The sequence below is a fragment of the Citricoccus sp. NR2 genome (genome assembly GCF_027594385.1).
In the GTDB taxonomy this organism is placed as follows: domain Bacteria; phylum Actinomycetota; class Actinomycetes; order Actinomycetales; family Micrococcaceae; genus CmP2.
Genome location: NZ_CP115154.1, coordinates 2,812,665 through 2,835,577, shown reverse-complemented (window position 1 = coordinate 2,835,577; position 22,913 = coordinate 2,812,665). Strand labels below are relative to the sequence as shown.

Annotated in this window: 23 protein-coding genes; 22 read left to right on the top strand and 1 reads right to left on the bottom strand. The window is 64.1% G+C overall.

Annotated features, from left to right (window positions below; genetic code table 11):
* Positions 1-102 precede the first annotated feature (102 nt).
* From rbfA to O1A05_RS13285, 11 genes are all read left to right on the top strand, one after another.
* On the top strand, positions 103-558 hold the full coding sequence (gene rbfA / locus O1A05_RS13335) for a 30S ribosome-binding factor RbfA (RefSeq protein WP_270105698.1): 456 nt from the start codon (positions 103-105) through the stop codon (positions 556-558).
* 3 nt (positions 559-561) lie between these two features.
* Positions 562-1,524 (top strand): tRNA pseudouridine(55) synthase TruB, encoded by a 963-nt coding sequence (truB, locus tag O1A05_RS13330; RefSeq protein WP_270105697.1) that lies wholly within the window; start codon positions 562-564, stop codon positions 1,522-1,524.
* On the top strand, positions 1,521-1,883 hold the full coding sequence (locus O1A05_RS13325; protein ID WP_270105695.1) for a hypothetical protein: 363 nt from the start codon (positions 1,521-1,523) through the stop codon (positions 1,881-1,883). Before truB ends, O1A05_RS13325 begins: the two co-directional genes overlap by 4 nt.
* Positions 1,884-1,893: 10 nt before the next feature.
* Positions 1,894-2,367: a hypothetical protein gene (locus tag O1A05_RS13320; RefSeq protein ID WP_270105694.1), complete on the top strand. Its 474-nt coding sequence runs from the start codon at positions 1,894-1,896 to the stop codon at positions 2,365-2,367.
* Between the two features lie 80 nt (positions 2,368-2,447).
* Complete coding sequence (locus tag O1A05_RS13315; protein ID WP_270105693.1) at positions 2,448-3,431, top strand: bifunctional riboflavin kinase/FAD synthetase; 984 nt, start codon at positions 2,448-2,450, stop codon at positions 3,429-3,431.
* On the top strand, positions 3,431-4,240 hold the full coding sequence (locus O1A05_RS13310) for a class I SAM-dependent methyltransferase (RefSeq protein ID WP_270105692.1): 810 nt from the start codon (positions 3,431-3,433) through the stop codon (positions 4,238-4,240). The genes O1A05_RS13315 and O1A05_RS13310 overlap by 1 nt, the downstream gene beginning before the upstream one ends.
* 94 nt (positions 4,241-4,334) lie before the next feature.
* Positions 4,335-4,604, top strand: coding sequence for a 30S ribosomal protein S15 (gene rpsO / locus O1A05_RS13305; protein ID WP_270105691.1), 270 nt, complete (start codon positions 4,335-4,337; stop codon positions 4,602-4,604).
* Positions 4,605-4,901: 297 nt separating this feature from the next.
* Positions 4,902-7,157 carry a polyribonucleotide nucleotidyltransferase gene (locus O1A05_RS13300; RefSeq protein ID WP_270105690.1) on the top strand — a complete coding sequence of 752 codons (2,256 nt, stop codon included), beginning with the start codon at positions 4,902-4,904 and terminating at the stop codon, positions 7,155-7,157.
* A gap of 141 nt (positions 7,158-7,298) precedes the next feature.
* Positions 7,299-8,627 carry a M16 family metallopeptidase gene (locus O1A05_RS13295; protein ID WP_270105689.1) on the top strand — a complete coding sequence of 443 codons (1,329 nt, stop codon included), beginning with the start codon at positions 7,299-7,301 and terminating at the stop codon, positions 8,625-8,627.
* A gap of 9 nt (positions 8,628-8,636) precedes the next feature.
* Positions 8,637-9,407 (top strand): 4-hydroxy-tetrahydrodipicolinate reductase, encoded by a 771-nt coding sequence (gene dapB, locus O1A05_RS13290; protein ID WP_270105688.1) that lies wholly within the window; start codon positions 8,637-8,639, stop codon positions 9,405-9,407.
* A gap of 35 nt (positions 9,408-9,442) precedes the next feature.
* Positions 9,443-9,886 carry a hypothetical protein gene (locus tag O1A05_RS13285; RefSeq protein WP_270105686.1) on the top strand — a complete coding sequence of 148 codons (444 nt, stop codon included), beginning with the start codon at positions 9,443-9,445 and terminating at the stop codon, positions 9,884-9,886.
* Here O1A05_RS13285 and O1A05_RS13280 read toward each other — a convergent pair.
* A complete protein-coding gene (locus O1A05_RS13280) occupies positions 9,883-11,094 on the bottom strand; it encodes a heparan-alpha-glucosaminide N-acetyltransferase domain-containing protein (protein ID WP_270105685.1) in 1,212 nt (403 codons plus the stop codon). The genes O1A05_RS13285 and O1A05_RS13280 overlap by 4 nt on opposite strands.
* Before the next feature lie 107 nt (positions 11,095-11,201).
* On the opposite strand from O1A05_RS13280, the gene dapA reads away from it, so the two are divergent.
* The 11 genes from dapA to miaB all read left to right on the top strand — a co-directional run bounded on the left by dapA (position 11,202) and on the right by miaB (position 22,886).
* Positions 11,202-12,101, top strand: a complete 900-nt coding sequence (gene dapA, locus O1A05_RS13275) for a 4-hydroxy-tetrahydrodipicolinate synthase (protein WP_270105683.1) — start codon at positions 11,202-11,204, stop codon at positions 12,099-12,101.
* Between the two features lie 27 nt (positions 12,102-12,128).
* Entirely contained in the window at positions 12,129-13,814 is a 1,686-nt protein-coding gene (locus O1A05_RS13270; protein WP_270105681.1) for a ribonuclease J, read from the top strand.
* A gap of 105 nt (positions 13,815-13,919) precedes the next feature.
* A complete protein-coding gene (locus O1A05_RS13265) occupies positions 13,920-14,294 on the top strand; it encodes an ectoine synthase (protein WP_270105680.1) in 375 nt (124 codons plus the stop codon).
* 114 nt (positions 14,295-14,408) lie between these two features.
* Entirely contained in the window at positions 14,409-17,483 is a 3,075-nt protein-coding gene (locus O1A05_RS13260; protein WP_270105679.1) for a DNA translocase FtsK, read from the top strand.
* 65 nt (positions 17,484-17,548) lie between these two features.
* On the top strand, positions 17,549-18,109 hold the full coding sequence (locus O1A05_RS13255) for a CDP-alcohol phosphatidyltransferase family protein (protein ID WP_270105677.1): 561 nt from the start codon (positions 17,549-17,551) through the stop codon (positions 18,107-18,109).
* Entirely contained in the window at positions 18,084-18,578 is a 495-nt protein-coding gene (locus O1A05_RS13250) for a CinA family protein (protein WP_431521148.1), read from the top strand. Before O1A05_RS13255 ends, O1A05_RS13250 begins: the two co-directional genes overlap by 26 nt.
* A 188-nt stretch (positions 18,579-18,766) precedes the next feature.
* The gene (locus O1A05_RS13245) at positions 18,767-19,207 is read left to right on the top strand and encodes a helix-turn-helix domain-containing protein (protein WP_270105674.1); all 441 of its coding nucleotides are present in this window, start codon (positions 18,767-18,769) and stop codon (positions 19,205-19,207) included.
* Between the two features lie 83 nt (positions 19,208-19,290).
* Positions 19,291-19,524, top strand: a complete 234-nt coding sequence (locus tag O1A05_RS13240; protein WP_270107597.1) for a DUF3046 domain-containing protein — start codon at positions 19,291-19,293, stop codon at positions 19,522-19,524.
* A 224-nt stretch (positions 19,525-19,748) separates the two neighbouring features.
* Entirely contained in the window at positions 19,749-20,807 is a 1,059-nt protein-coding gene (gene recA, locus O1A05_RS13235) for a recombinase RecA (protein WP_270105673.1), read from the top strand.
* Complete coding sequence (locus O1A05_RS13230) at positions 20,804-21,376, top strand: regulatory protein RecX (RefSeq protein ID WP_270105672.1); 573 nt, start codon at positions 20,804-20,806, stop codon at positions 21,374-21,376. Before recA ends, O1A05_RS13230 begins: the two co-directional genes overlap by 4 nt.
* Positions 21,377-21,380: 4 nt before the next feature.
* Entirely contained in the window at positions 21,381-22,886 is a 1,506-nt protein-coding gene (gene miaB, locus O1A05_RS13225; protein ID WP_270105671.1) for a tRNA (N6-isopentenyl adenosine(37)-C2)-methylthiotransferase MiaB, read from the top strand.
* The last annotated feature ends 27 nt before the right edge of the window (positions 22,887-22,913 follow it).

The following is a 22,913-nucleotide window of genomic DNA, read 5'->3' as shown; positions in this document are numbered from 1 at the left end:
CCTGTAACGGAGAACGGCCGTGGCCGGCGAGGCTGAGCCTTGTCGGCCACGGCCGATCGTCTCCCCACCCACCTACATTCAAACCAGAGAGGACGCCAGACCATGGCCGATCCAGCACGCGCGGCCCGCTTGGCCCAGCGCATCAAAGTGCTCATCGCCGAGGCGATGCGCAAAGCAGTCAAAGACGACCGGGTGGAACCGGTGACCATCACCGAGGTCCGCGTCACCAACGACCTGCAGCACGCCTCCGTGTACTACACCGTGCTCGGCGACGACACGGTGGTTGAAGAAGCTCGAGAGGGCATGGAAGCCAACCGTGGGATCCTGCGCCGAGAAGTCGGCCGCGGGCTCACCATCCGTCTGGTACCCACGCTCGAGTTCATTCCCGACACGGTTCCGGAAGCCGCAGCGCATCTCGAAGACGTGCTGCGTGCGGCACGGGAACGGGACGCCGAAATCGCTGCTGCCTCCACCGGAGCCCGCTACGCCGGGGACGAAGATCCCTACCGCAAGGACGATGAGGAATCCGAATCCGCCGAGGACACCCGGGAGCACTGACCGATGACTCAGCAGCGTCCGAACGGGGCACCGGGGAGCGAAGTATCGGGACTGGCCCTGATCGACAAGCCCGCCGGATGGACGTCTCACGACGTAGTGGGCAAAACCCGCCGTCTCGCCGGCACTCGCAAGGTTGGCCACGCCGGCACCTTGGACCCGATGGCCACCGGACTGCTGGTCATCGGGTTCAACAAGGCCACCCGGCTGCTCACCGCCATTACCGGCACGGACAAGACCTATCAAGCCACCATCCGGCTGGGCGCCTCCACCACCACCGATGACGCCGACGGCGAGATCGTCCGCTCACGCCTGGCCAACGCTGTCACCGAGGAACGGGTGCAGGAACAGATCAGCGAACTCACCGGCGATATCCTGCAGATTCCCTCCTCGGTGTCCGCGATCAAGGTGGACGGTCGCCGTGCCTATGACCGTGTGCGCGCCGGCGAAGACGTCGAACTGCAAGCCCGCCCGGTGAGGATCGACTCCTTCGAACTCACCGACTACCGCAGAGCCGAAGACGGTAAAACCGTGGACCTCGACGTCACCGTGAGCTGTTCTTCCGGCACCTATATCCGTGCCCTGGCCCGAGATCTAGGCGAGGCGCTGGACACCGGTGGACACCTCACCATGCTGCGCCGCACCCGGGTCGGCCCGTTCTACGTTGATGACGCCGTCACGGTGGATCAGCTTGCCGACACCTTCGCCTACATCGAACTCTCCGAGGCCGCCTCCGGGCTCTTCCCCGTGCGCACCCTCACCGATGACGAAGCTGCTGACCTGCAGTTTGGGCGCCGTATAACTCCCAGCGAGGATGCGGGGACCGTGGCTGCTCGCACCCGAGACGGCGTCGTGATCGCGCTCATCGAGAACTCCACGTTCCGTGACACCGCGGTGGCCAAGCCCAGCATCGTCTTCGCCGCCGCAGACGGACCCGGACAACTGCCGGAGAAGGGCACCCCCTCGTGATCTACGACGCCTGGTTCTGGACGGGGGCGGTTATGTGCATCCTGTCCTTCGTCATCTGCGTCATCATGACGACCATCCGCACCTTCCCCGACGACGCCTCCATTATCTCGGTCGGTGCGGTCGAACTGTTCCTGGTGGTCTACTCGGTTGCCGCACTGGTGCGCTCCACTACGTCCACCCCCATTGCTGGACCATTGTGGGAATTCTGGGGCTACATCCTCACGGCGCTGATGCTGCCGGTGATCGCCTTCGCGTGGGCCGTCACCGACAAGACCCGATGGTCTAATCTCGTGCTGGGAGCGATCGGCCCCACCGTACTGGTGATGATTCAGAGAATGCAGGTGATCTGGTTTGGGTGAGAGGCAGAAGATGACGGACGCGACGGCCGAAACGAACCCGGTGGCCCCACCGAAGGGCCGACGAAATTCCGGGCTCGGGCGCGTCATCATCGCCGTGTACGGTATCTTCGCGCTCTCCGCATCCGTCCGCGCCGGGTACCAGCTGGCCTCCGATTTTTCGGCAGCCCCGGAACCCTATCTGCTCTCGGCCTTCGCCGCCGTCGTCTACATTGTCGCCACCGTTGCCCTGGCCGTCCCCGGAGTGCGCGCGTGGTGGACCGCACTCGTGGCGGTGCTCATAGAGCTGGTGGGTGTCATCGCCATCGGCGCCTATTCATTCGTCGCCCCCGAACACTTCCCGGAGTCCACCGTGTGGAGTCACTTCGGTGAAGGCTACGGCTACGTGCCGATGGTGTTGCCCATCATTGGTCTGATCTGGTTACTCGCTCATCGCCCCGGCGCAGAAACCGGAGCCCACGACACTGCGGTCACCGGACGCGACTGAGCCCGCCGGGACGGTACCGTAAAAACCGTGCACATCGTGACGACGGTGCAGCCGAGACAAGAATTCGTGAGAGGAACCGCGTGCAGTATTGGCAAGGCCTAGCAGCCGTCCCCACCCCACAGCCAGCCTCGGTGGTCACCCTCGGCAATTTTGACGGTGTCCACCGCGGCCATCAGGCGGTGCTCGACCAGGTGGTCGCCACCGCCCGCGCCCGGGGAGAACAGGCCGTGGCGCTGACCTTCGACCCGCACCCGCGCCTTGTGCACCGGCCCGAAGAACCGCTCGTGCCGATCGTGTCCCTGCCACAGCGCCTGGACCTGTTGGCCCAACGCAACCTCGACGCCACCGTCGTCGTGCACTACACCCTTGACTTCGCCCAGCAGACCCCCGAAGAATTTGTCCGCAGCGCCCTGGTGGAGACCCTCAACGCCTCCGTGGTGATCGTCGGCCACGATGTGCGGTTCGGCCGGAACAACTCCGGCGACTTCGCCACTATGCGAGAACTCGGCGCCGCCCACGGATTCGACGTCATCGCCATCGACGATGTCGGTGACGAACGCCGCTGGTCCTCCACGTGGGTACGCGAAAGTCTCACCCTGGGCCGGGTCGCTGCCGCTGCCGAGGTGCTCGGACGTCAGCACGCCGTGCACGGAGAAGTGGTACACGGCCACGCCCGCGGCCGCGAACTGGGATTCCCCACCGCGAACCTCTCCACCGAAACCCAGGGGCTGATTCCGGCCGATGGCGTGTACGCCGGCTGGCTCATCGACGACGCCGAACGCCGCTGGCCGGCTGCTATTTCGGTGGGGTCCAACCCGACCTTCGATGACATCGAGCGGGTCGTCGAAGCCCACGTGATGGACCGGCCCGAAGAAGCTATCAGCGATTTCAACCTCTACGGCCAGCAGGTCACCGTCGAGTTTGTGGCCCGCTTGCGCGGCATGGTCGCCTTCGAAGGGATCGAGAAACTGGTGGCCCAGATGGACCGCGATGTGACCATGGCCCGGCTGATCCTGCGCGGAGATATGCCCGCTGTCGATTCCGACTTCGCCACCACCGGGTGATGACCCAGCCACCCCCGCCACGACCCCAGCGCCTGCCCCGACTCGACGCGCACCAGCGTCATCGACTGGGTGGCGCGTTCGCAGCCGGGGCCTCCGCCGCGGAGATCTACCACTCGGTACGCCCGGGCTACCCGGCAGAAGTCATTGAGGTGCTCGCGCCCGACACCGGTTCCCGACGCGCCCTCGACGTCGGGGCCGGAACGGGACTGCTCACCGACCAGTTGGTCCAGGCTGGATACGAGGTGACCGCACTGGAGCCAGCCGCCGAGATGCTCGGGGTGTTGCGACGTCGACACCCTCTCCTCACCACCATCGAAGCCCGTGTCGAGGACCTGCCCGCCCACCGTGACGTCGTCGCCGAACACAGTATTGATTTGGTCACCTGCGGTCAGGCCTGGCACTGGATCATCCCGGAACTCGGCACTCAGCGGCTGGCCGAAGTCTTGGCGCCCGGGGGAGTGCTGGGCATCGTCGAACACCAACTGGACACCTCCGTGCCCTGGGTGCACCGGCTGAGTCGCATCATGCACGCCGGGGACGTGCACCCCGTGGAGGCCCCGCCGCAGCTGGGCCCCGGGTTCAGCCCACCACAGCGCACCGGTTGGCATTGGGAAGACTCCGTCACCGTGCCGGGCCTGCACGCGCTGATGGCCACCCGGTCCTACCACCTGCGGGCCACCGAAACCACTCGCGAGAAGATGCGGGCGAACCTGGATTGGTACCTGCTGGAACACCTGGGCCACGCCACAGATTCGGTGCTCCAGCTGCCCTACATCACCAGCGCCTGGCGGTCAGACCTGGTAAGCTGAATCCTTGGTGCCCGCTGCAGTCCGCGGTGGCAGGGCACCGGCGCTCTCCGGAGCGTCATTCATGATCGCGGTACAACTCTCAAAGGAGTTCAGCGTGGCACTTGACCCCGCCGTGAAGCAGGAGATCATCAAAGAGTACGCGACGCATGAGGGCGATACCGGCTCTCCGGAGGTGCAGGTTGCTGTACTGTCCCGTCGTATCTCGGATCTGACCGAGCACCTGAAGGACCACAAGCACGACCACCACACCCGTCGCGGCCTGATGGCCCTGGTGGGTCGCCGTCGTCGCATGCTGGGTTACCTGCAGCGTGTCGACATCGAACGCTACCGTGCGCTGATCGAGCGTCTCGGCCTGCGTCGTTGAGACCTGCAGAGGCGGTGGACTCCTAGAGGCCACCGCCTCTGGTCTGTCCCCCGTGGATAGGCCACAATGGTGAACGGTGCGCTCCGTTGTCGGAGCGTGCATCGCACCGAGTGCAACACCCGAATAGCAACACCAAGAGAACCTCGCCCGGGCTGCCCGTTCGCCCGTGATCCCGGTCCTCGACAGTGGCTCTCGCAAGGTGGCGCCCGACCAGGGCGAACCACAGCGTGCGAGAGCTTCGATCGAAGACCGACCACGGCACCGCAGTCTCCCGGGCGACCACCCGAAAGGAGACCCATGGAGGGTCCAGAAATTAAGTTCGCTGAAGCCATCATCGACAACGGCCCCTACGGCCAGCGCACCGTGCGCTTCGAAACCGGTCGTCTGGCACAGCAGGCCGCCGGTGCGGCCATGGTCTACATCGACGAAGAGACCTCGATGCTCTCGGCCACCTCGGTGGGCAAGTCCCCGCGCGAAGGCTTCGACTTCTTCCCGCTGACCGTTGACGTCGAAGAGCGCATGTACGCCGCCGGCCGCATCCCCGGCTCGTTCTTCCGCCGCGAGGGTCGCCCGACCACCGACGCCGTGTTGACCTGCCGCCTGATCGACCGTCCGCTGCGCCCGGCCTTCGCCAAGGGCATCCGCAACGAGGTCCAGGTCGTCGTCACCGTCACCTCGATCGCCCCCGACGAGATCTACGACACCGTGGCTATCAACGCCGCTTCGATGTCCACCCAACTCTCCGGCATGCCGTTCTCCGGCCCGGTCGGTGGCGTGCGCGTGGCGCTGATCGACAACGGTCAGGGCGAACGCCAGTGGGTTGCGTTCCCGAAGCACTCCCAGCTGGAGAACGCCGTGTTCAACATGGCCGTGGCCGGTCGTGTGGCCGGCGACGACATTGCCGTGATGATGGTCGAAGCTGAGGCCACCCCGAACGCCTGGTCGCTGGTCAAGGAACAGGGCGCCCAGGCTCCCACCGAGGAGATTGTCGCCGAGGGGCTGGAAGCGGCCAAGCCGTTCATCAAGGCCCTGTGCGAGGCTCAGGCTGATCTAGCCAACCGCGTGAACAAGGCGCCGGTCGACGTGCCGTTCTTCCTCGACTACGAGGACGACGTCTTCGAGGCCGTTCAGGACTACGCCTCCGAGCGCCTGCGCGAGATCTTCACCATCGCCGACAAACAGGAGCGCGAAGCCGCCTCGGACGAGTACCACCAGGAGGTCGTGGAAGCACTGGCCGGCGAGGGCACTCAGTTCGAAGATCGTCGCAACGAGGTCGTCAAGGCTTACGGCTCCGTCACCAAGCAGGTCGTGCGCCAACGCATCCTCACTGAGCAGGTGCGCATCGACGGCCGCGGTCTGACCGACATCCGCAAGTTGACCTCCGAGGTTGAGGTGCTGCCGCGCGTGCACGGCTCCGCCATCTTCGAACGGGGCGAGACTCAGATCATGGGTGTCACCACGCTGAACATGCTGAAGCTGGAGCAGCAGATCGACTCGCTCGCACCAGAGAAGACCAAGCGCTACATCCACCACTACAACTTCCCGCCCTACTCCGTGGGCGAAACCGGCCGCGTCGGTTCACCGAAGCGTCGCGAAATCGGCCACGGCGCCCTGGCAGAGCGCGCCATCGTGCCCGTGCTGCCCACTCGCGAGGAGTTCCCCTACGCCATCCGTCAGGTCTCCGAGGCACTGGGCTCCAACGGCTCGACCTCCATGGGCTCCGTCTGCGCTTCGACTCTGTCGCTGCTCAACGCCGGTGTGCCCCTGAAGGCACCGGTCGCCGGGATCGCCATGGGCCTGGTGTCTGACACCGTCGACGGCGAGACCCGCTACGCCGCCCTGACCGACATCCTGGGCGCCGAAGATGCCTTCGGCGACATGGACTTCAAGGTCGCCGGTACCTCGGAATTCGTCACCGCTATCCAGCTCGACACCAAGCTCGACGGCATCCCCGCCTCCGTGCTGGCCGCCGCGCTGACCCAGGCCCGCGAAGCCCGTCTGCACATCCTGTCCGTGATCACCTCCGTGATCGACGGCCCGGATGAGATGAGCCCGACCGCGCCCCGGATCATCTCCGTGAAGATCCCGGTCGACAAGATCGGTGAGGTCATCGGCCCCAAGGGCAAGATGATCAACCAGATCCAAGAAGACACGGGCGCCGACATCTCCATCGAGGACGACGGCACCGTGCTCATCGGCGCCACCGAGGGCTCCGCTGCCGAGGCCGCCCGCAGTGCGATCAACGCCATCGCCAACCCGCAGGTTCCCGAGGTCGGCGAGCGCTACCTCGGAACCGTGGTGAAGCTGACCAGCTTCGGCGCCTTCGTGTCGCTGACCCCGGGCAAGGATGGCCTGTTGCACATCTCCGAGCTGCGCAAGCTCAATGAAGGCAAGCGGGTGGACGACGTAGAAGACGTCATTGGTGTAGGCCAGAAGCTGCAGATCGAGATCTCCAAGATCGACGACCGCGGCAAGCTCTCCCTGGTACCCGTCATCGTCGGTGAAGACATCGACGGCACCGAGGCCGAGGACAACGACGGCGACGACGCCTGATACAGATCCTGACCCCTTCAGGTGAGCCCAACCGCGGCCCCCGTCTCAGCCCTCACCGGCTGAAGCGGGGGCCGCGGTGTTTCCCTCGCCGAAACCACACCGATTCCCGCTGACCCCTCGCTCCTTGCCATAATGGGCACAATGACGACCAAGCAGATCCCCGTAGACTTTACCGGCACCGTTTTTGACGGCGGCAATGGAAACCTCGTGCGCCGCTCCGTGCTCCCCGGTGGCGTGCGCGTGCTCACCGAAGCGATGCCCACCCAACGCTCCGTCAGCATCGGCTTTTGGATCGCGGTGGGATCACGCGACGAATCCCCGGAAGGCTACGGGTCCACTCACTTCCTCGAACACCTCCTCTTCAAAGGCACCCCACGCCGCAGCGCCATGGATATCGCCAGCGCCTTTGACCGGGTGGGCGGGGAAGCCAATGCGGCCACGGCCAAGGAATCCACCTGCTACCACGCTCGGGTGCTGGATGAGGACCTGCCGATGGCGATCGATGTCATCTCTGATATGGTCACCTCCGCTACCCTGGATCCGGAGGAGATGAACCTCGAACGCGGCGTGATCCTCGAAGAACTCGCCATGGACGCCGACGATCCGGGAAACCTTAGCCACGAGATCCTCGCTGAACGCCTGCTGCACGAGCACCCGCTGGGTCGTCCCATCGGCGGCACCGCAGACACCATCAACGCGGTCACCCGCGACCACGTCTATGACCACTACCGACACTGGTACCGCCCCGAGGAGCTCGTCGTCACCGCTGCCGGTGGTCTCGAGCATGACGACGTGGTCAGACTGGTCACCGCTGCACTCGATTCCGCCGGCTGGTTCGCCACCGCCACCTCTGATGCACCGGCGCCGAGACGCTCCACCCAAGCCCAGGAACCGGGGCTGCTGCCCGGGACCATCACGGTGCACAAGCCCGTAGAACAGGCATCCGTGATCGTGGGCGGCCGCGGCTTCCACACCCTCGATGACGACCGCTTCGCCCTGTCCGTCATGAACACGGCCTTGGGTGGGGGAATGAGTTCCCGGCTCTTCCAAGAGGTGCGCGAACGGCGCGGACTGGCCTACGCCACCTACGCTTTTGCCGCTGGTTATTCGGACGCCGGCTACTTCGGGCTCTACGCCGGATGTCACCCGCGCAACACCGAAACCGTGGCCGAGGTGATGGTGGCCGAGCTGGACGCCATGGCTGCTCAGACGATCTCCGCCGACGAACTCGACCGCGCCCACGGCCAAATCTGCGGTTCCCTGGTGTTGGGGCTGGAAGATACCGGATCGCGCATGTCGCGACTGGGACGCGCCGAGTTGGTCACGGGGGAATACACCGACCTCGATGGTGCCCTGGAACGCATCCGCGCCGTTGGCGCCGACGATGTCCAGCGGGTGGCTACCCGGTTGGCCAGCTCCGAGCGCGCCACAGTGGTGGTCGGGCCCGAGAACGGCCGCGAGCAACGGTAGGGTAGAGCCATGACCTCTCCGGCAGAAACCTCCTCCCTCCGTGTTGCCCTGGTCGGCGCGACCGGCAAGATGGGCCGCTACGCTGTCAACGCCGTGAACGGCGCCGATGATCTCGAGCTGGTCGCCACGCTGTCCTCGCGCGACAGTCTCGACGCCATCGGGGACTCCGGTGCCAGCCATGTGCTCGATCTGACCGTGCCGTCGGTCTCGCCCGAGGTGGTGCGTTATGCCGTGGATCACGGACTGCACGTCGTCGTTGGCACCTCCGGTTGGAGCGACGAACGCCGCGCCGTGCTGGAAGCTCAGCTGGCCGAGCATCCGGAGGTGGGGGTACTCATCGCGCCAAACTTCTCCATCGGATCGGTGCTGGCCAGCGAATTCGCCGCGAAGGCCGCACGCTATTTCGACTCCGTCGAAATCATCGAAATGCATCACCCCAACAAGGTGGACGCCCCCTCCGGCACGGCGGTGCGTACCGCCGGACTGATCGGTGCCGCCCGTGCCGCCGCTCAGCTCCCGGCCAGCCCGGATGCCACCGAACATGACCCGGACGGGTCCCGTGGGGCGCTGGTGGATGGGGTGCGCGTGCACGCCGTGCGCCTGGCCGGGCTCGAAGCCCACCAAGAGGTGTTGCTTGGTACCCCCGGACAACAACTGGTGCTCCGTCACGACGCCTTCGACCGTTCCGCTTATATGCCCGGCGTGTTGCTGGGGCTGCGCACCGTGGCCTCACGCCCCGGGCTCACTTACGGCCTCGACGGCTACCTCGACCTGTCCTAAACTCTGCTGGCTAAGCACCTTCGAAGAAAGTCCTGATGCGCGCGAAAATCGGCACCATTCTGCTCTCCATGCTGCTCCTGCTCTTTGCCGTGCTGGCGCTGTGGTCGGCGATCGGCTTCATCCGATCCGGATCGGTGATCGCCGCGGTCATCGGGGTGTCCGTCATCATCATCGTGGGCATCAGCATTTGGCTGATCACCCGCGAGATCCTCTTCGGCCTGCGTTCCGAACGCATGGCCCAGGTGCTGGAATCCGAAGGCGGGCTGCCCGAAGACACCCTGCCGCGCTCACCGGGTGGGCGCATCGACCGCGCCGAGGCTGACCGGCAGTTCGAGCTCTACCGCGCCGAGGCTGAAGCCGCCCCCGAGGACTGGCGCAGCTGGTTCCGGCTCAGCCTCGCCTATGACGCCTCCGGCGACCGCCGTCGTGCCCGCAGTGCGATGCGGGAAGCGATTCGGCGTTTCCTCGCCGCCAGCTAGCGTCGCGCGGGAGACACCTCGCCCGAGGACAATTCGTGCAGCACCCACTCGAGCGGACCGCGCCGACGCAGCAAGGCGAAGACCAGCCCGATCACCAGTGCGGAGACCAGATAGACGGCGGCCAGTCGTGGCTCCGACCAGGTCTCGGTGGCGTCACTCAACAGATGCAGCGCCACCAGGTGTCCCACATACAGGGTCAGCGGTAGTGCACCGGCGCCGATCAGCGGTAACAGGGGCCAGCGCAGGACTCCGCGGGCCACCGTGGTGGCCAGCAGGCAGAGACCCACGATCGCTACCGCCGCCCCGGCGGAACGCACCAGATCCAAAGGCGCGCCCGAATGCGGTGTGGCCGCGGCAAACCAGGACGCCGCTCCCACCGTGTACTCGTCGATCATTCCGCTGCCGGTCTGCAGGGCAGCATCGAGTGCTTCAGGCTCCACACCGGTGCGTTCCATCACCTGATCACGTAGCGCCGTCGAACGGAACAACAGCGCCGACACCCACCAGCTGGCCAGGGCCGCCAGCCCGCCACCTGTGGTCAGCAAGGCCCCGGTGCGTAGCCGGTCCAGACGCAACCGCCCCAGCGCCAGCCCGAGTAACAGATACCCGGTCCACTGCAGCACCGGGTAGTAACCGGTGAACAGCAGATCCCACATCAACAAGCCCGGCTGGACGAGAAGATCCCCGAAATTCGGGGTATGCCACAACCGCCAGCTATCCACGTACTCGTTCACGCCCAGCTGCGCTTGCATGAACCGAGCCAACCCCGCCGCGACCAGCGGAGAGACCAGCAACCAGGCACTGGCCACCAGGGACAGCTGCCGGGTGCTCAGAGTAATGAACGCCGACGCCGCCAAAAACAAGAGGCCGTAGTGGCAAAGGATCACGGCGATGGAAGTATCCAGGTGCCCGCAGGCCAGCCCCAGAAGCACCAGAATCAGAGCGCGCATCCACATACCGCGGCGCGCCTGAGCCGGGGCGCGCGACGATGACCACAGCGACAGCGAGATTCCTGCCACCACCGCGAACAGGGCGGAGGCCGTCCCGGTGAACAGCCGACCCACCAGCGTAGGCTCCATGGTGGTTCCATCCGAGCTCACTTGGGTCAAGGACATCAGGTGCACGCTGATCATCCCGAGCAGGGCCACCCCGCGCGCAGCATCGATGCCGGTGATCCGGGTGGGGGAGAAGATCGGGGTCGACCGCATCGTCGAAGGTCCTTCCGTCAGCACTCGGATCGGTGGCGTAGAGCACGTCCCGCGCGTCGTCGGGCCCAGGAAGTGCCACCGACCATTCTCGCAGGTAGGCTGGTGTTATGACTTCTGCGACTTCATTCCTCTTCGGCACGGTCGTGCCCGCCATGGTCACCCCCTTCAACGACGAAGGTCAGCTGGATACGGACAGCGCGCAGAAACTGGCCGAACACCTGGTGAACGAGGGTGCCGACGGCATCGTCGTCACCGGCACCACCGGTGAAATCTCCACGCTCACCGACGACGAGAACGTGCGCATGTTCTCCGCGGTGAAGGAAGCCGTGGGGGACCGTGCGACCATCATCGCGGGCACCGGTACTAACGACACCGCCCACTCGATCGAGCTCTCGCGCCGCGCTGAACAGGCCGGTGCCGACGGACTGTTGCTCGTCACCCCGTACTACAACAAGCCCAACCAGGCCGGCATTCGAGCGCACTTTGAAACCGTCGCCTCGGCCACCGACCTGCCGATGATGGTGTACGACATCCCCGGCCGCTCCGTGATGCCGATCCACTCCGAGACCATCATCGCTTTGGCCCAGCATCCCAACGTCGTCGCACTCAAGGACGCCAAGGCTGACTACCAGTCCACCACCCGGGTGCTGGCCGAGACCGACCTGCTGGTGTACTCCGGCGACGACGGACTCACCCTGCCGCTGATGGCCGCCGGTGCCGTGGGCGTGGTCTCGGTGACCGCCCATGTGGCCACCGCCGGTTACCGCCGCCTGGTCGATGCCATGCACGCCCAAGACCTGAGCACCGCCCGCGCAGTGCACTTCGAGCTGGACCCGATCCAGCGCGCCGTGATGAGCCACGTTCAAGGCGCCGTCGCAGCGAAAACCATTCTTCACTGGCAGGGCATCCTGCCGAACTCGGTGGTGCGGCTTCCGCTGACACAGGCCACCGAGGCCGAACAAGCCGTGATCCGCGCCGACCTCCAGGAGGGCGGCGTCACGGTGTGATCTCCTTCCGAAAGGACCACCCGCACCATGACCCCATCTAACACGCTCACCACGCCTCCGGCCCTGCGCGACGGGACCTGCCGCATCGTTCCTCTGGGCGGTATTGGCGAGGTGGGCCGCAACATGACCACCTTCGAGATCGACGGCAAGATCCTCATCGTCGACTGCGGGGTGCTCTTTCCCGAAGAGGCTCAGCCGGGCGTTGACCTGATCCTGCCCGATTTCGAGTACATTCGCGACCGTCTCGACGACGTCGTCGGTATCGTGCTCACCCATGGTCACGAGGACCACATCGGCGCCGTGCCGTACCTGTTGCGCATGAAGCAGGACATCCCGCTGATCGGCTCCACCCTCACCCTGGCCCTGATCGAGGCCAAGCTGGAGGAGCACCGGATCAAGCCGCTGACGCTGGCGGTCAAGGAAAACGACGTCGAGCGTTTCGGTCCGTTCGAATGCGAATTCGTGGCCGTCAACCACTCCATCCCCGACGCGCTGGCCGTGGCCATCCGCACCGAGGCCGGGACCATCCTGCACACCGGTGACTTCAAAATGGACCAGCTGCCCCTCGACGGACGCATCACCGATCTGCGCCACTTCGCCCGGCTGGGTGAAGAAGGCGTGGACCTGTTCATGACGGACTCGACGAACGCCGAAGTCCCCGGGTTCACCATGACGGAAAAGAACATCGGCACCACCCTGGAGACCTACTTCACCCGCGCCACCAAGCGGATCATCGTGGCCTCCTTCTCCTCGCACGTCCACCGTGTGCAGCAGGTGCTCGACGCCGCCGCCCTCAACGGACGCAAAGTGGCCTTCGTTGGTCGCTCCATGGTCCGCAACATGTCGATCGCGGCCAAGCTCGGCTACCTCAACGTCCCCGAAGGCATCCTCGTGGACGTCAAGAAAATCGGAAACTACCGCGACGACGAAGTGGTGCTGATGTGCACCGGTTCCCAGGGCGAGCCCATGGCGGCCCTGTCGCGGATGGCCAACGGCGATCACCAGGTCCAGATCGAAACCGGCGACCTCGTGGTACTAGCCTCCTCGCTGATCCCCGGCAACGAAAACTCGGTGTACCGGGTGATCAACGGGCTGATGGGCCTGGGCGCCGAAGTCGTCCACAAGGGCAACGCCAACGTGCACGTCTCAGGCCACGCCTCCCAAGGCGAGCTGATGTACTGCTACAACATCGTTCGCCCCCGCAACGTGATGCCCGTGCACGGCGAAGTCCGTCACCTCATCGCCAACGGCCGCATTGCCGAAGCCACCGGGGTGCCCTCCGAGAACGTGCTGCTCACCGCCGACGGCACCGTGGTGGACCTGCGCGATGGCGTGGCCGAAATTGTGGGCGACGTCGAATGCGGCTATGTCTACGTTGACGGCTCCTCCATTGGCGCCATCACCGAATCCGATCTCAAGGACCGTAGGGTGCTGGGCGAGGAAGGCTTCATTTCCGTGATCACCGTGATCAACCGCCAGACCGGCAAGATCGTCTCCGGTCCCGACATCCACGCCCGCGGTGTGGCCGAGGACGACAAGGTGTTTGACTCGGTGAAACCCAAGATCATCAAGGCCCTGGAAGAAGCGGCAGCCTCCGGTAAACAGCACACCACCCACCAGCTGCAACAGGTGGTGCGCCGCGCCATCGGCTCCTGGGTTAACCGCAAGCTGCGCCGCCGCCCGATGATCGTGCCGGTGGTTCTGGAAGCCTGAACCGAACCATTGGAATAACGAAAACCCGTTGATGAGCCCCTGACTTTCAGGGGCTCATCTTCTTACGGTGGACCTGTCTCTGTCGCACTTCGAGAAAGGAACACGATGTTTACACGTACGCGTGAGGAAGCCCAGACCGTGGAATGGGGCGGAGGTACCTCCGACCGTCTCCTGGTGGATGCTGACCAGATGGGCTTCGCCGTCGCCCACACCGTGGTGCGTGCCGGTAGCTCCTCCAAGCTGCAGTACCGCAACCACCTCGAAGCCTGCTATTGCATCGGTGGCTCCGGGTCCGTGGTGGAGAAGGACGGCACGGTCCACGACATCACACCCGGCACCATCTACGTGCTCAACGAACACGATCCACACGAACTACGTGGTGGCGAAACCGAGGACATGATCCTGGTGTCCATCTTCAATCCCGCCATCACCGGCGAAGAAAAGCACGAGCTCACTGAGGACGGCTATTCCAGCTACTAAAGTCTCTCGACGAAGCGACCTCGTCACCGGAAAAGGGCTCGGAACCGCACGATTCCGAGCCCGGTTCTGTGTTGAATCAACGAAAAATGGCGGATTCACGGTATTCTTTCGGGTATGGCGACCCGAACTTCCCCCACTCGCTCGCCGTCTTCGACGCGTTCGACCTCGGCCAAGTCCCGCAGCGGCACGGCCAAAAAAGGCTCGACCACGACGAAGGCGAAGCAACAGGAGGCCTTCGAATCCTCCGAACCCACTATGGCCTGGCCCCTGCGCGCCCTGCGCGGGACCTGGATCGGTTTGGTGACCCCCATCGGTGCCACCGTGCGCAAACTCGGCCCCGACGCGAAAGTCGCTCCCGAGGATCGCCGCGACGGCACCGGCTTCGTGCTACTCGTGTTGGCCATCCTCATCGCCACCGTTGAATGGTGGGGACTGCGCGAAACGCCCGGCTACGGCGAAATCGTCCACGGCATCGCCGCCGGAACCTTCGGCTGGATGGCCCTGATCGTCCCCGTGTTGATGGTCATGGTGGCCGTGCGCTGCTTCCGCACCCCGCAGGAGCACCGCGCCAACGGCCGTATTATTATCGGCTTGCTCATTATTACCGCGGCCGGCTCCGGCCTGGCTCAGCTCACGCACGGAAACCCACCTGTCGCCGGTGACCTCTCCGGCATGCTCGCCTCGGGAGGAGTGCTCGGATACTTGGTCACCGACCCGTTGGTCGCGCTGATCACTCCTGGGCCGGTCTGGGTCATCATGAGTGTGCTCCTTTTCTTTGGTCTGCTCGTGCTCACCGCCACGCCCGTGGGCCGCATCCCCGAGCGACTCGCCGGTCTCTATGCCTGGCTCACCGGTCAGCAACCCCACGCCGAGCGTTCCACCCACGCCGATACTGCCCCGGAAGCCGGGGGCTCTGACCACGACCAGTCCTACCTCTACGGCGACGACGAGGCCGCAACCAATACCGGGCGCAAAACCAAGAAGAGGTCGGCCTCGGGCAGCGGCAAGAAGCGGTGGAAGTTCTTCGGTTCCGATGATCCCGACACGGTAGACGGTGATGCCGAAGACTCCGCGAGCGCCGACGAAGCGTACGCCACCCCGGTGATCCACGACCGTGATGAGGCCCGCACTGACCTGGTCGATGTGGACGGCATCTTCGATAGCGAAGCGCCCCCTGAGAATGTGCCCGCTCGGACGAAAACAGAGCCCACCGTTCCCGCCGGGGTCAAGCGTCCCACCGCCGCCGATCGTGCACTGCAGCAGGCCCGCGCCCAGGCCGGCGTGGGGGAGAACGCTACCCACGACGCAGCCGACGCCGACGCCATGGACGATCCGAACGCCACCGTCCCACTCAGCACCGTCGCCCCGGTGGCTTCCAACCCGGTGGCCCAAGTCAGCCCCGACCTGCCGCCGCTGCCCACCCGTTCCGAACAACTCCACCTCGACGGCGACGTCACCTACACGCTGCCAAAGATGGACTTGCTCCCGCTGGGCCCGCCCGCCAAGGAGCGATCCGAAGCCAACGATCGCGTCGTCGCAGCCCTCACAGAGACCCTGCACCAGTTCAAGGTCGACGCCGAAGTCACCGGATTCTCCCGTGGACCGACGGTCACCCGCTACGAGATCTCGGTCGCCCCGGGCACCAAGGTCGAGAAGGTCACCAACCTGGAGAAGAACATCTCCTACGCCGTGGCCTCCACTGATGTGCGTATTCTCAGTCCCATCCCGGGCAAGTCCGCTATTGGTGTCGAGATCCCGAATACCGACAAAGAAGTGGTCGCGCTCGGTGACGTGTTGCGTTCTCCAGCCGCGCGCAAGACCGACCACCCCATGGTGATGGGCGTGGGTAAGGACGTCGAGGGCGGCTTCGTCATGGCCAACCTGGCCAAGATGCCGCACATGCTCGTCGCCGGTGCCACTGGTGCCGGTAAGTCCTCGTTCGTGAACTCCATGATCACCTCCATCCTGATGCGGGCCACTCCTGATGAGGTGCGGATGATCATGGTCGACCCCAAGCGCGTGGAACTCACCGCCTACGAAGGCGTGCCCCACCTGGTCACCCCGATCATCACCAGTCCCAAGAAGGCGGCCGAAGCGTTGCAGTGGGTGGTGAAGGAGATGGACACCCGCTACGACGACCTCGCAGCTTTCGGGTACAAACACGTCGACGACTTCAACAAGGCCATCCGCGCCGGCAAGGTTACGCTGCCGCCGGACTCCAAACGCCAGCTGAAGCCCTACCCGTACCTGCTCGTGATCGTCGATGAGCTTGCCGATCTGATGATGGTCGCCCCGCGCGACGTCGAAGACGCCATCGTGCGTATCACCCAGTTGGCGCGTGCCGCCGGCATCCACCTGGTGCTGGCCACCCAGCGCCCCTCGGTGGACGTGGTCACCGGTCTCATCAAGGCCAACGTGCCCTCGCGTATGGCCTTTGCGACCTCCTCCGTCACCGACTCGCGCGTGGTTCTCGACCAGCCCGGCGCCGAGAAGCTGCTCGGCCAGGGCGACGCACTGTTCCTGCCGATGGGCAAGTCCAAGCCGATGCGTGTTCAGGGTGCCTGGGTCAATGAGTCCGAGGTCCAGGCGATCGTCGAGCACGTGAAGACCCAGATGACGGCGCAGTACCGCGAGGACGTTGTTCCTGAGAAGGCCGAGAAGGTCATCGACGAGGACATCGGCGACGATCTGGAAGTCCTGCTGCAGGCGGTCGAGCTGGTGGTCACCTCGCAATTCGGTTCCACCTCCATGTTGCAGCGCAAGCTCCGAGTGGGCTTCGCCAAGGCCGGGCGCCTGATGGACCTGATGGAATCCCGCGGGGTGGTCGGACCCTCTGAAGGCTCCAAGGCCCGCGACGTGCTCGTTCAGCCGGATGACCTCGGCGAGGTGCTGGCCACCATCCGTGGCGATAAGCCCGCAGGCGGTGCGCCGGCCAACGCTGCCGCCGCTGAGCCCTCGATACCCGGAGCGACCGGTGCCGCACTGAGCGCGAGCGAACAGCGCATGGTCGCCGATTCTGTGCCCTCAGACTCACCAGCCGACGACACGGACGCCACCGACGATCAGGCCACCCGTGACTGGGGCCAGGATCTGGTCGGACAGCACTACGATCAATACACGCAAGTCGTGGACTACCACGATGACGACGAGGGAGAGTCCGAAGACGCATGGCAGCTGACGGGTCGTTAGATCGAGCGCGGGGCTATCATCCCCTTTGGAACCTGCCCAATGTGCTGACCATGGTGCGGATCCTCATGGTTCCGCTGCTGGTATGGCTACTCGTGCTGGGTGGAACCTTCGGCGAGGAGTCCCTGCTCTACCGCTGGCTCGCTTTTGTGGTGTTTGCCGCCGCCATGTACACGGACAAGCTCGACGGCGACATCGCCCGCAAACGGGGGCTGGTGACCTCCTTCGGTAAGATCGCCGACCCGATCGCCGATAAGCTCCTCACCGGTGCGGCCTGGATCGTGCTCTCCCTCTTGGACGAGATCTGGTGGTGGATCACCATCGTCATCCTGGTGCGCGAATGGGGTATCACCCTGATGCGCTTCATCGTGCTGCGCTACGGGGTCATGCCCGCCTCCGCCGGCGGAAAACTCAAGACCGTGCTCCAGACCGCGGGCATCGGACTGTTGCTGATACCGTTGGCCCCGCTGGTGGGATCCTGGTGGCCCTGGGTGGGCTGGAGCATCATCATCCTGGCGCTCATCGTTACCGTCGCCACTGGCATCGACTACATCGTCAAAGCGGTTCAACTGCGCAAGACTTCTCTGCTGAACTCGACCGAAGATGGGACCCGTGACGACCGCAGCTGACGTCGTCGAGCTGTTGAGTGCTCACAGTCTCACGCTCGCCACCGCCGAATCGCTGACCGCCGGCGCCGTTGCAGCCCGCGTCGCTGATATCAGTGGAGCCTCCCGGGTGTTGCGCGGGGGAGTGATCGCCTACCAGAACGACATCAAAGCCGACGTACTCGGTGTGAACACCGCCCGGTTGGACTCCCACGGTGCCGTGGATGAACAGGTCAGTTTGCAGATGGCCGACGGCGCTCGACGCCGCCTCGGTGCGAACCTTGGCGTGGCCACCACGGGCGTGGCCGGTCCGCAACCGCACCAAGGCCAACCGGTCGGCACCGTCTGGATCGCGGTGGCAACGGACGAGGTCCAACGCGCCACCTTGTTCCGTTTCGAAGGCGACCGCGAAACTATCCGGCAGGCCAGTGTGGATGCCGCACTGCGATTAATCGTTGACGTCGTGCACGGCCCTTCGGGCATAGGCGAATGAGTTCTGCGGCACTAGAATAGTGAGAAACGCCAGAGTTGCTGGACATTAGCTGTGAATCGGGCGCAGTCCTCGCCCTGAGGGAACAAAGAACCCGAGAGGTGCGTTGTGAACAGCAACGGATCTCGTCCAGTAGTGGACGGAATCCCTTCAGCCCATACATCGTCCCCGCACAGGAGAAGACAGTAGACATGATGAGAGAACCGGTGACCATCAATGGCGTGACCCGTTGGTTGGCAGCCGGAGAATCCGAACCCAGCCCGTCCCACGCTAAGGAGCATGCCATGCCTGTACTACGCCAGGAGATCGGAGATGTGCTCCGCGACGTGCGCCAGCGTCAAGGACGAACCTTGCGGGAAGTCTCCCACAAGGCCCGTGTCTCCCTCGGGTACCTTTCCGAAGTGGAGCGCGGCCAGAAGGAAGCCTCATCCGAATTGCTTGCCGCAATCTGCGAAGCACTGAGTATCCCGCAGTCAACCATGTTGCGCGAAGTCGCCGACCGCATGGCTATGGAGGAGGCGCTGCATATGCCAGACGTCCCCGACACAGTGCCGGCTGAGATGACGCACCGCTACGCGCAGCTTGCGAAGGAACTGCCCGACGATTTCGGTCAGCTGGCTGGCAGCCACTGATCCTCGTCGATCCAGCGAAGGCCGCAACCGGAGGTCCCGGTTGCGGCCTTCGCTGTTGAGATCGATACCCTTGAGGGGTGAAGATGAAACGCTCGGCCTTCTGGACGCTGATGAACGACGAATTCGGTGAAGCCAACGCAGAAGTCATCGCCAGCTCCCTGGTCCTGCCGACCCTGCACGAGACCGCGCAAGACGCACTGGCTCATGGTGTCGACCCGCGCGAAGTGTGGGCCGCCGTCTGCGATCTGCATCAGATTCCCGCAGCACGTCGCTGGGGTCGAGACATCGCACCGCGCGATACTCCGGGTTGGTCCTAGCTCCTATCTCAGAACAGAGATACGACACGCGCGTCGAAATGCTAGAAGAGGTGTTCGAGTTCAGTAAACTCCTACACAGAGCATGAAATACAACGAATCCAAGGTCGTTATCCACGAGACCGGTGCTGGCGGCCTAACGTGTCCGTCACGGTCCGTAGACTCGACTTATTCGTGCAGTTCACTGACTGACCGTCCGAAGCGTCGGCCCCAACCAAGGAGAAGAGATGGCAGCAGCCACTGATCGTGAGAAGGCTCTGGAAGCCGCTCTCGCCCAGATCGACAAGAACTACGGCAAGGGCTCCGTGATGCGCCTGGGCGACGACGCTCGCGCGCCGATCGAGACCATCTCCTCGGGCTCTGTCGCCATGGACATTGCACTGGGAATTGGCGGGTTCCCCCGTGGGCGCGTCGTGGAGATCTACGGCCCGGAATCCTCGGGTAAGACCACCGTGGCGCTGCATGCTGTCGCTAACGCTCAGCGGAACGGTGGAATTGCGGCGTTCATCGACGCCGAGCACGCACTCGACCCCGAATACGCCAAGAAGCTGGGCGTCGACACGGATGCGCTACTGGTCTCCCAGCCGGACACCGGTGAGCAGGCACTGGAAATCATGGACATGCTCGTTGGCTCAGGCGCACTCGACATCATCGTCATCGACTCGGTGGCCGCGCTGGTTCCCCGCGCGGAAATCGAAGGCGAGATGGGTGATAGTCACGTGGGTCTGCAGGCGCGACTAATGTCTCAGGCGTTGCGTAAGATTACCGGCCGCCTGTCGCAGACTAAGACGACCGCGATCTTCATCAACCAGCTCCGCGAAAAGATCGGTGTATTCTTCGGTTCCCCCGAGACGACCACCGGTGGTAAGGCCTTGAAATTCTACGCTTCGGTGCGTGTTGACGTTCGGCGCATCGAAACGCTGAAAGAAGCCGGTAACCCGGTAGGTAACCGTACACGCGCCAAGATCGTCAAGAACAAGATGGCTCCGCCATTCAAGCAAGCAGAGTTCGACATCCTGTACGGCGAGGGCATCTCCCGCGAGGGTGGGCTGATCGACATGGGTGTCGAACACGGTATTGTGCGCAAGTCCGGCGCATGGTTCACCTACGACGGTGACCAACTGGGCCAGGGTAAAGAGAACGCGCGTAAGTTCCTCAAAGACAATCCCGATCTCGCGGTGGAGATAGAGGATCGTATCAAGCAGAAGCTGGGTATCGGGGTCACCGAGGCAGATGCTGACGGGGAGCCGGTTCTCAAAGCCGTCCCGGGTGACGCAAAGAAATGACCGCGCGAGGACCTGAGGAACCTCTTCTGGAGACGGCCGTCGGCGACGCCGAGCCTGACCCGGAAGAGGTCGCCAGGTCCATTCTGCTTCGGCAGCTCACCGCGGCTCCGAAATCCCGCCAACAGCTGGCGGAAAAGTTAGCTGCGAAAAACGTCCCAGAACAGGTCGCTACTGCTGTGCTCGACAGGTTCGAAGACGTGAACCTCATCAATGATGAGGAGTTCGCCCGCATGTGGGTGCGTTCTCGGCATCAGGGCAAGGGCCTGGCACGTGGCGCCCTGCGGCGCGAGCTACGGGCCAAAGGAATCGACGGTGATGAAGCGGAACAGGCTCTGGACACCGTGAGCGATGAAGACGAGCGCGAAGCGGCCGAAAGACTTATCGAGAAGAAGCTTCGAACTCAACGCATTCCGACCGGGTCCGGACCTGAGGAGCGAGCCGAACGGGACAAGATTGTTCGACGTCTCGTCTCGATGCTGGCCCGTAAGGGATACTCTCCGGGGTTGGGATTCGACGTTGTCAAAGAGCTGATGACTGTCCAGATCGAGAATGATGAGGGCCTAGAATAGTGGGGTGACCACTCTCCAGGACTCGATACAGCCCCTCCGTTCCTACGAAGTCCGGACGTTTGGATGTCAGATGAACGTCCACGATTCCGAACGCATTTCTGGGCTGCTCGAAGACTCCGGCTATGTCGCGGCCGCGGTGAACCAAGAACCGGACCTGGTGGTGTTCAACACCTGCGCGGTGCGCGAGAACGCTGACAATCGGTTGTATGGAAACCTGGGCAACCTCCGACAGGTGAAAGAAAAGCACCCCGGCATGCAGATCGCGGTAGGTGGCTGCCTAGCCCAGAAGGATCAAGACGTTATCGTCGAAAAGGCACCCTGGGTGGACGTGGTCTTCGGTACCCACAACATTGGGTCTCTTCCGGTACTGCTGGAGCGATCACGCCACAATGAGCGGGCCGAAGTCGAGCTACTGGAGTCTCTTGAAGTCTTCCCCTCGACCCTGCCAACCAAGCGGGATTCAACTTATTCTGGTTGGGTCTCCATCTCTGTTGGTTGCAACAACACCTGCACGTTCTGCATCGTTCCCTCGTTGCGTGGCAAGGAAAAAGACCGCCGCCCCGGTGAGATTCTGGCAGAGGTCCAGGCACTGGTCGACGCCGGCGCAGTCGAGGTGACGTTACTCGGGCAGAACGTCAACACCTACGGCGTGGAATTCGGCGATCGCGGTGCGTTCGCCAAACTACTGCGTGCGTGCGGCGACATCGAAGGGCTGGAGCGGGTGCGTTTCACCAGCCCGCACCCTGCCTCATTCACCGATGATGTTATTGATGCGATGGCGGAAACGCCGAATGTGATGCCCCAGCTGCACATGCCCTTGCAATCCGGGTCGGACACGATCTTAAAGTCGATGCGTCGGTCCTACCGCTCCAAGAAGTTCCTTGGCATCTTGGACAAAGTACGTGAGCGGATTCCTCACGCTGCTGTAACCACCGACATCATCGTGGGATTCCCCGGGGAGACCGAAGAGGATTTTGCTGAGACGCTGCGCGTGGTTGAAGCATCTCGGTTCTCCTCCGCATTCACCTTCCAATACTCGATCCGCCCGGGCACTCCCGCCGCCACCATGGACCACCAGGTTCCGAAGGATGTGGTGCAAGAGCGTTTCGAACGCCTCACCGCGCTACAGGACCGTATTAGTGCTGAAGAAAGCGCGACTCGTGTCGGAGTCGAGCAGGAAATCCTGGTCACTAATACTCCCGGTACCAAGAGTGAGGAAACCGGCCGCCTTTCGGGACGAGCCCCAGACAATCGACTGGTGCACTTCTCCGTGCCCGCAGGAGAGCAGCAGCCGCGCCCTGGGGACTTCGTGACCGTACCGGTCACCGCTTCCCACCCTTACCACCTGATTGCCGATCCGGAGCCGGGGCAGTACCAACTGCGCCGTTCACGGGCCGGGGATGCCTGGGACCGTACGCAGGCAGAAAGCTGTGGAACTCCCACGCCGGCTGGTGATAGTACTGCACCCGGGGTGAACTTGGGGATGCCCACCCTGCGAGTGGGGGGCTGAGATCGACTCCGCCGATGCGGGAAGTGC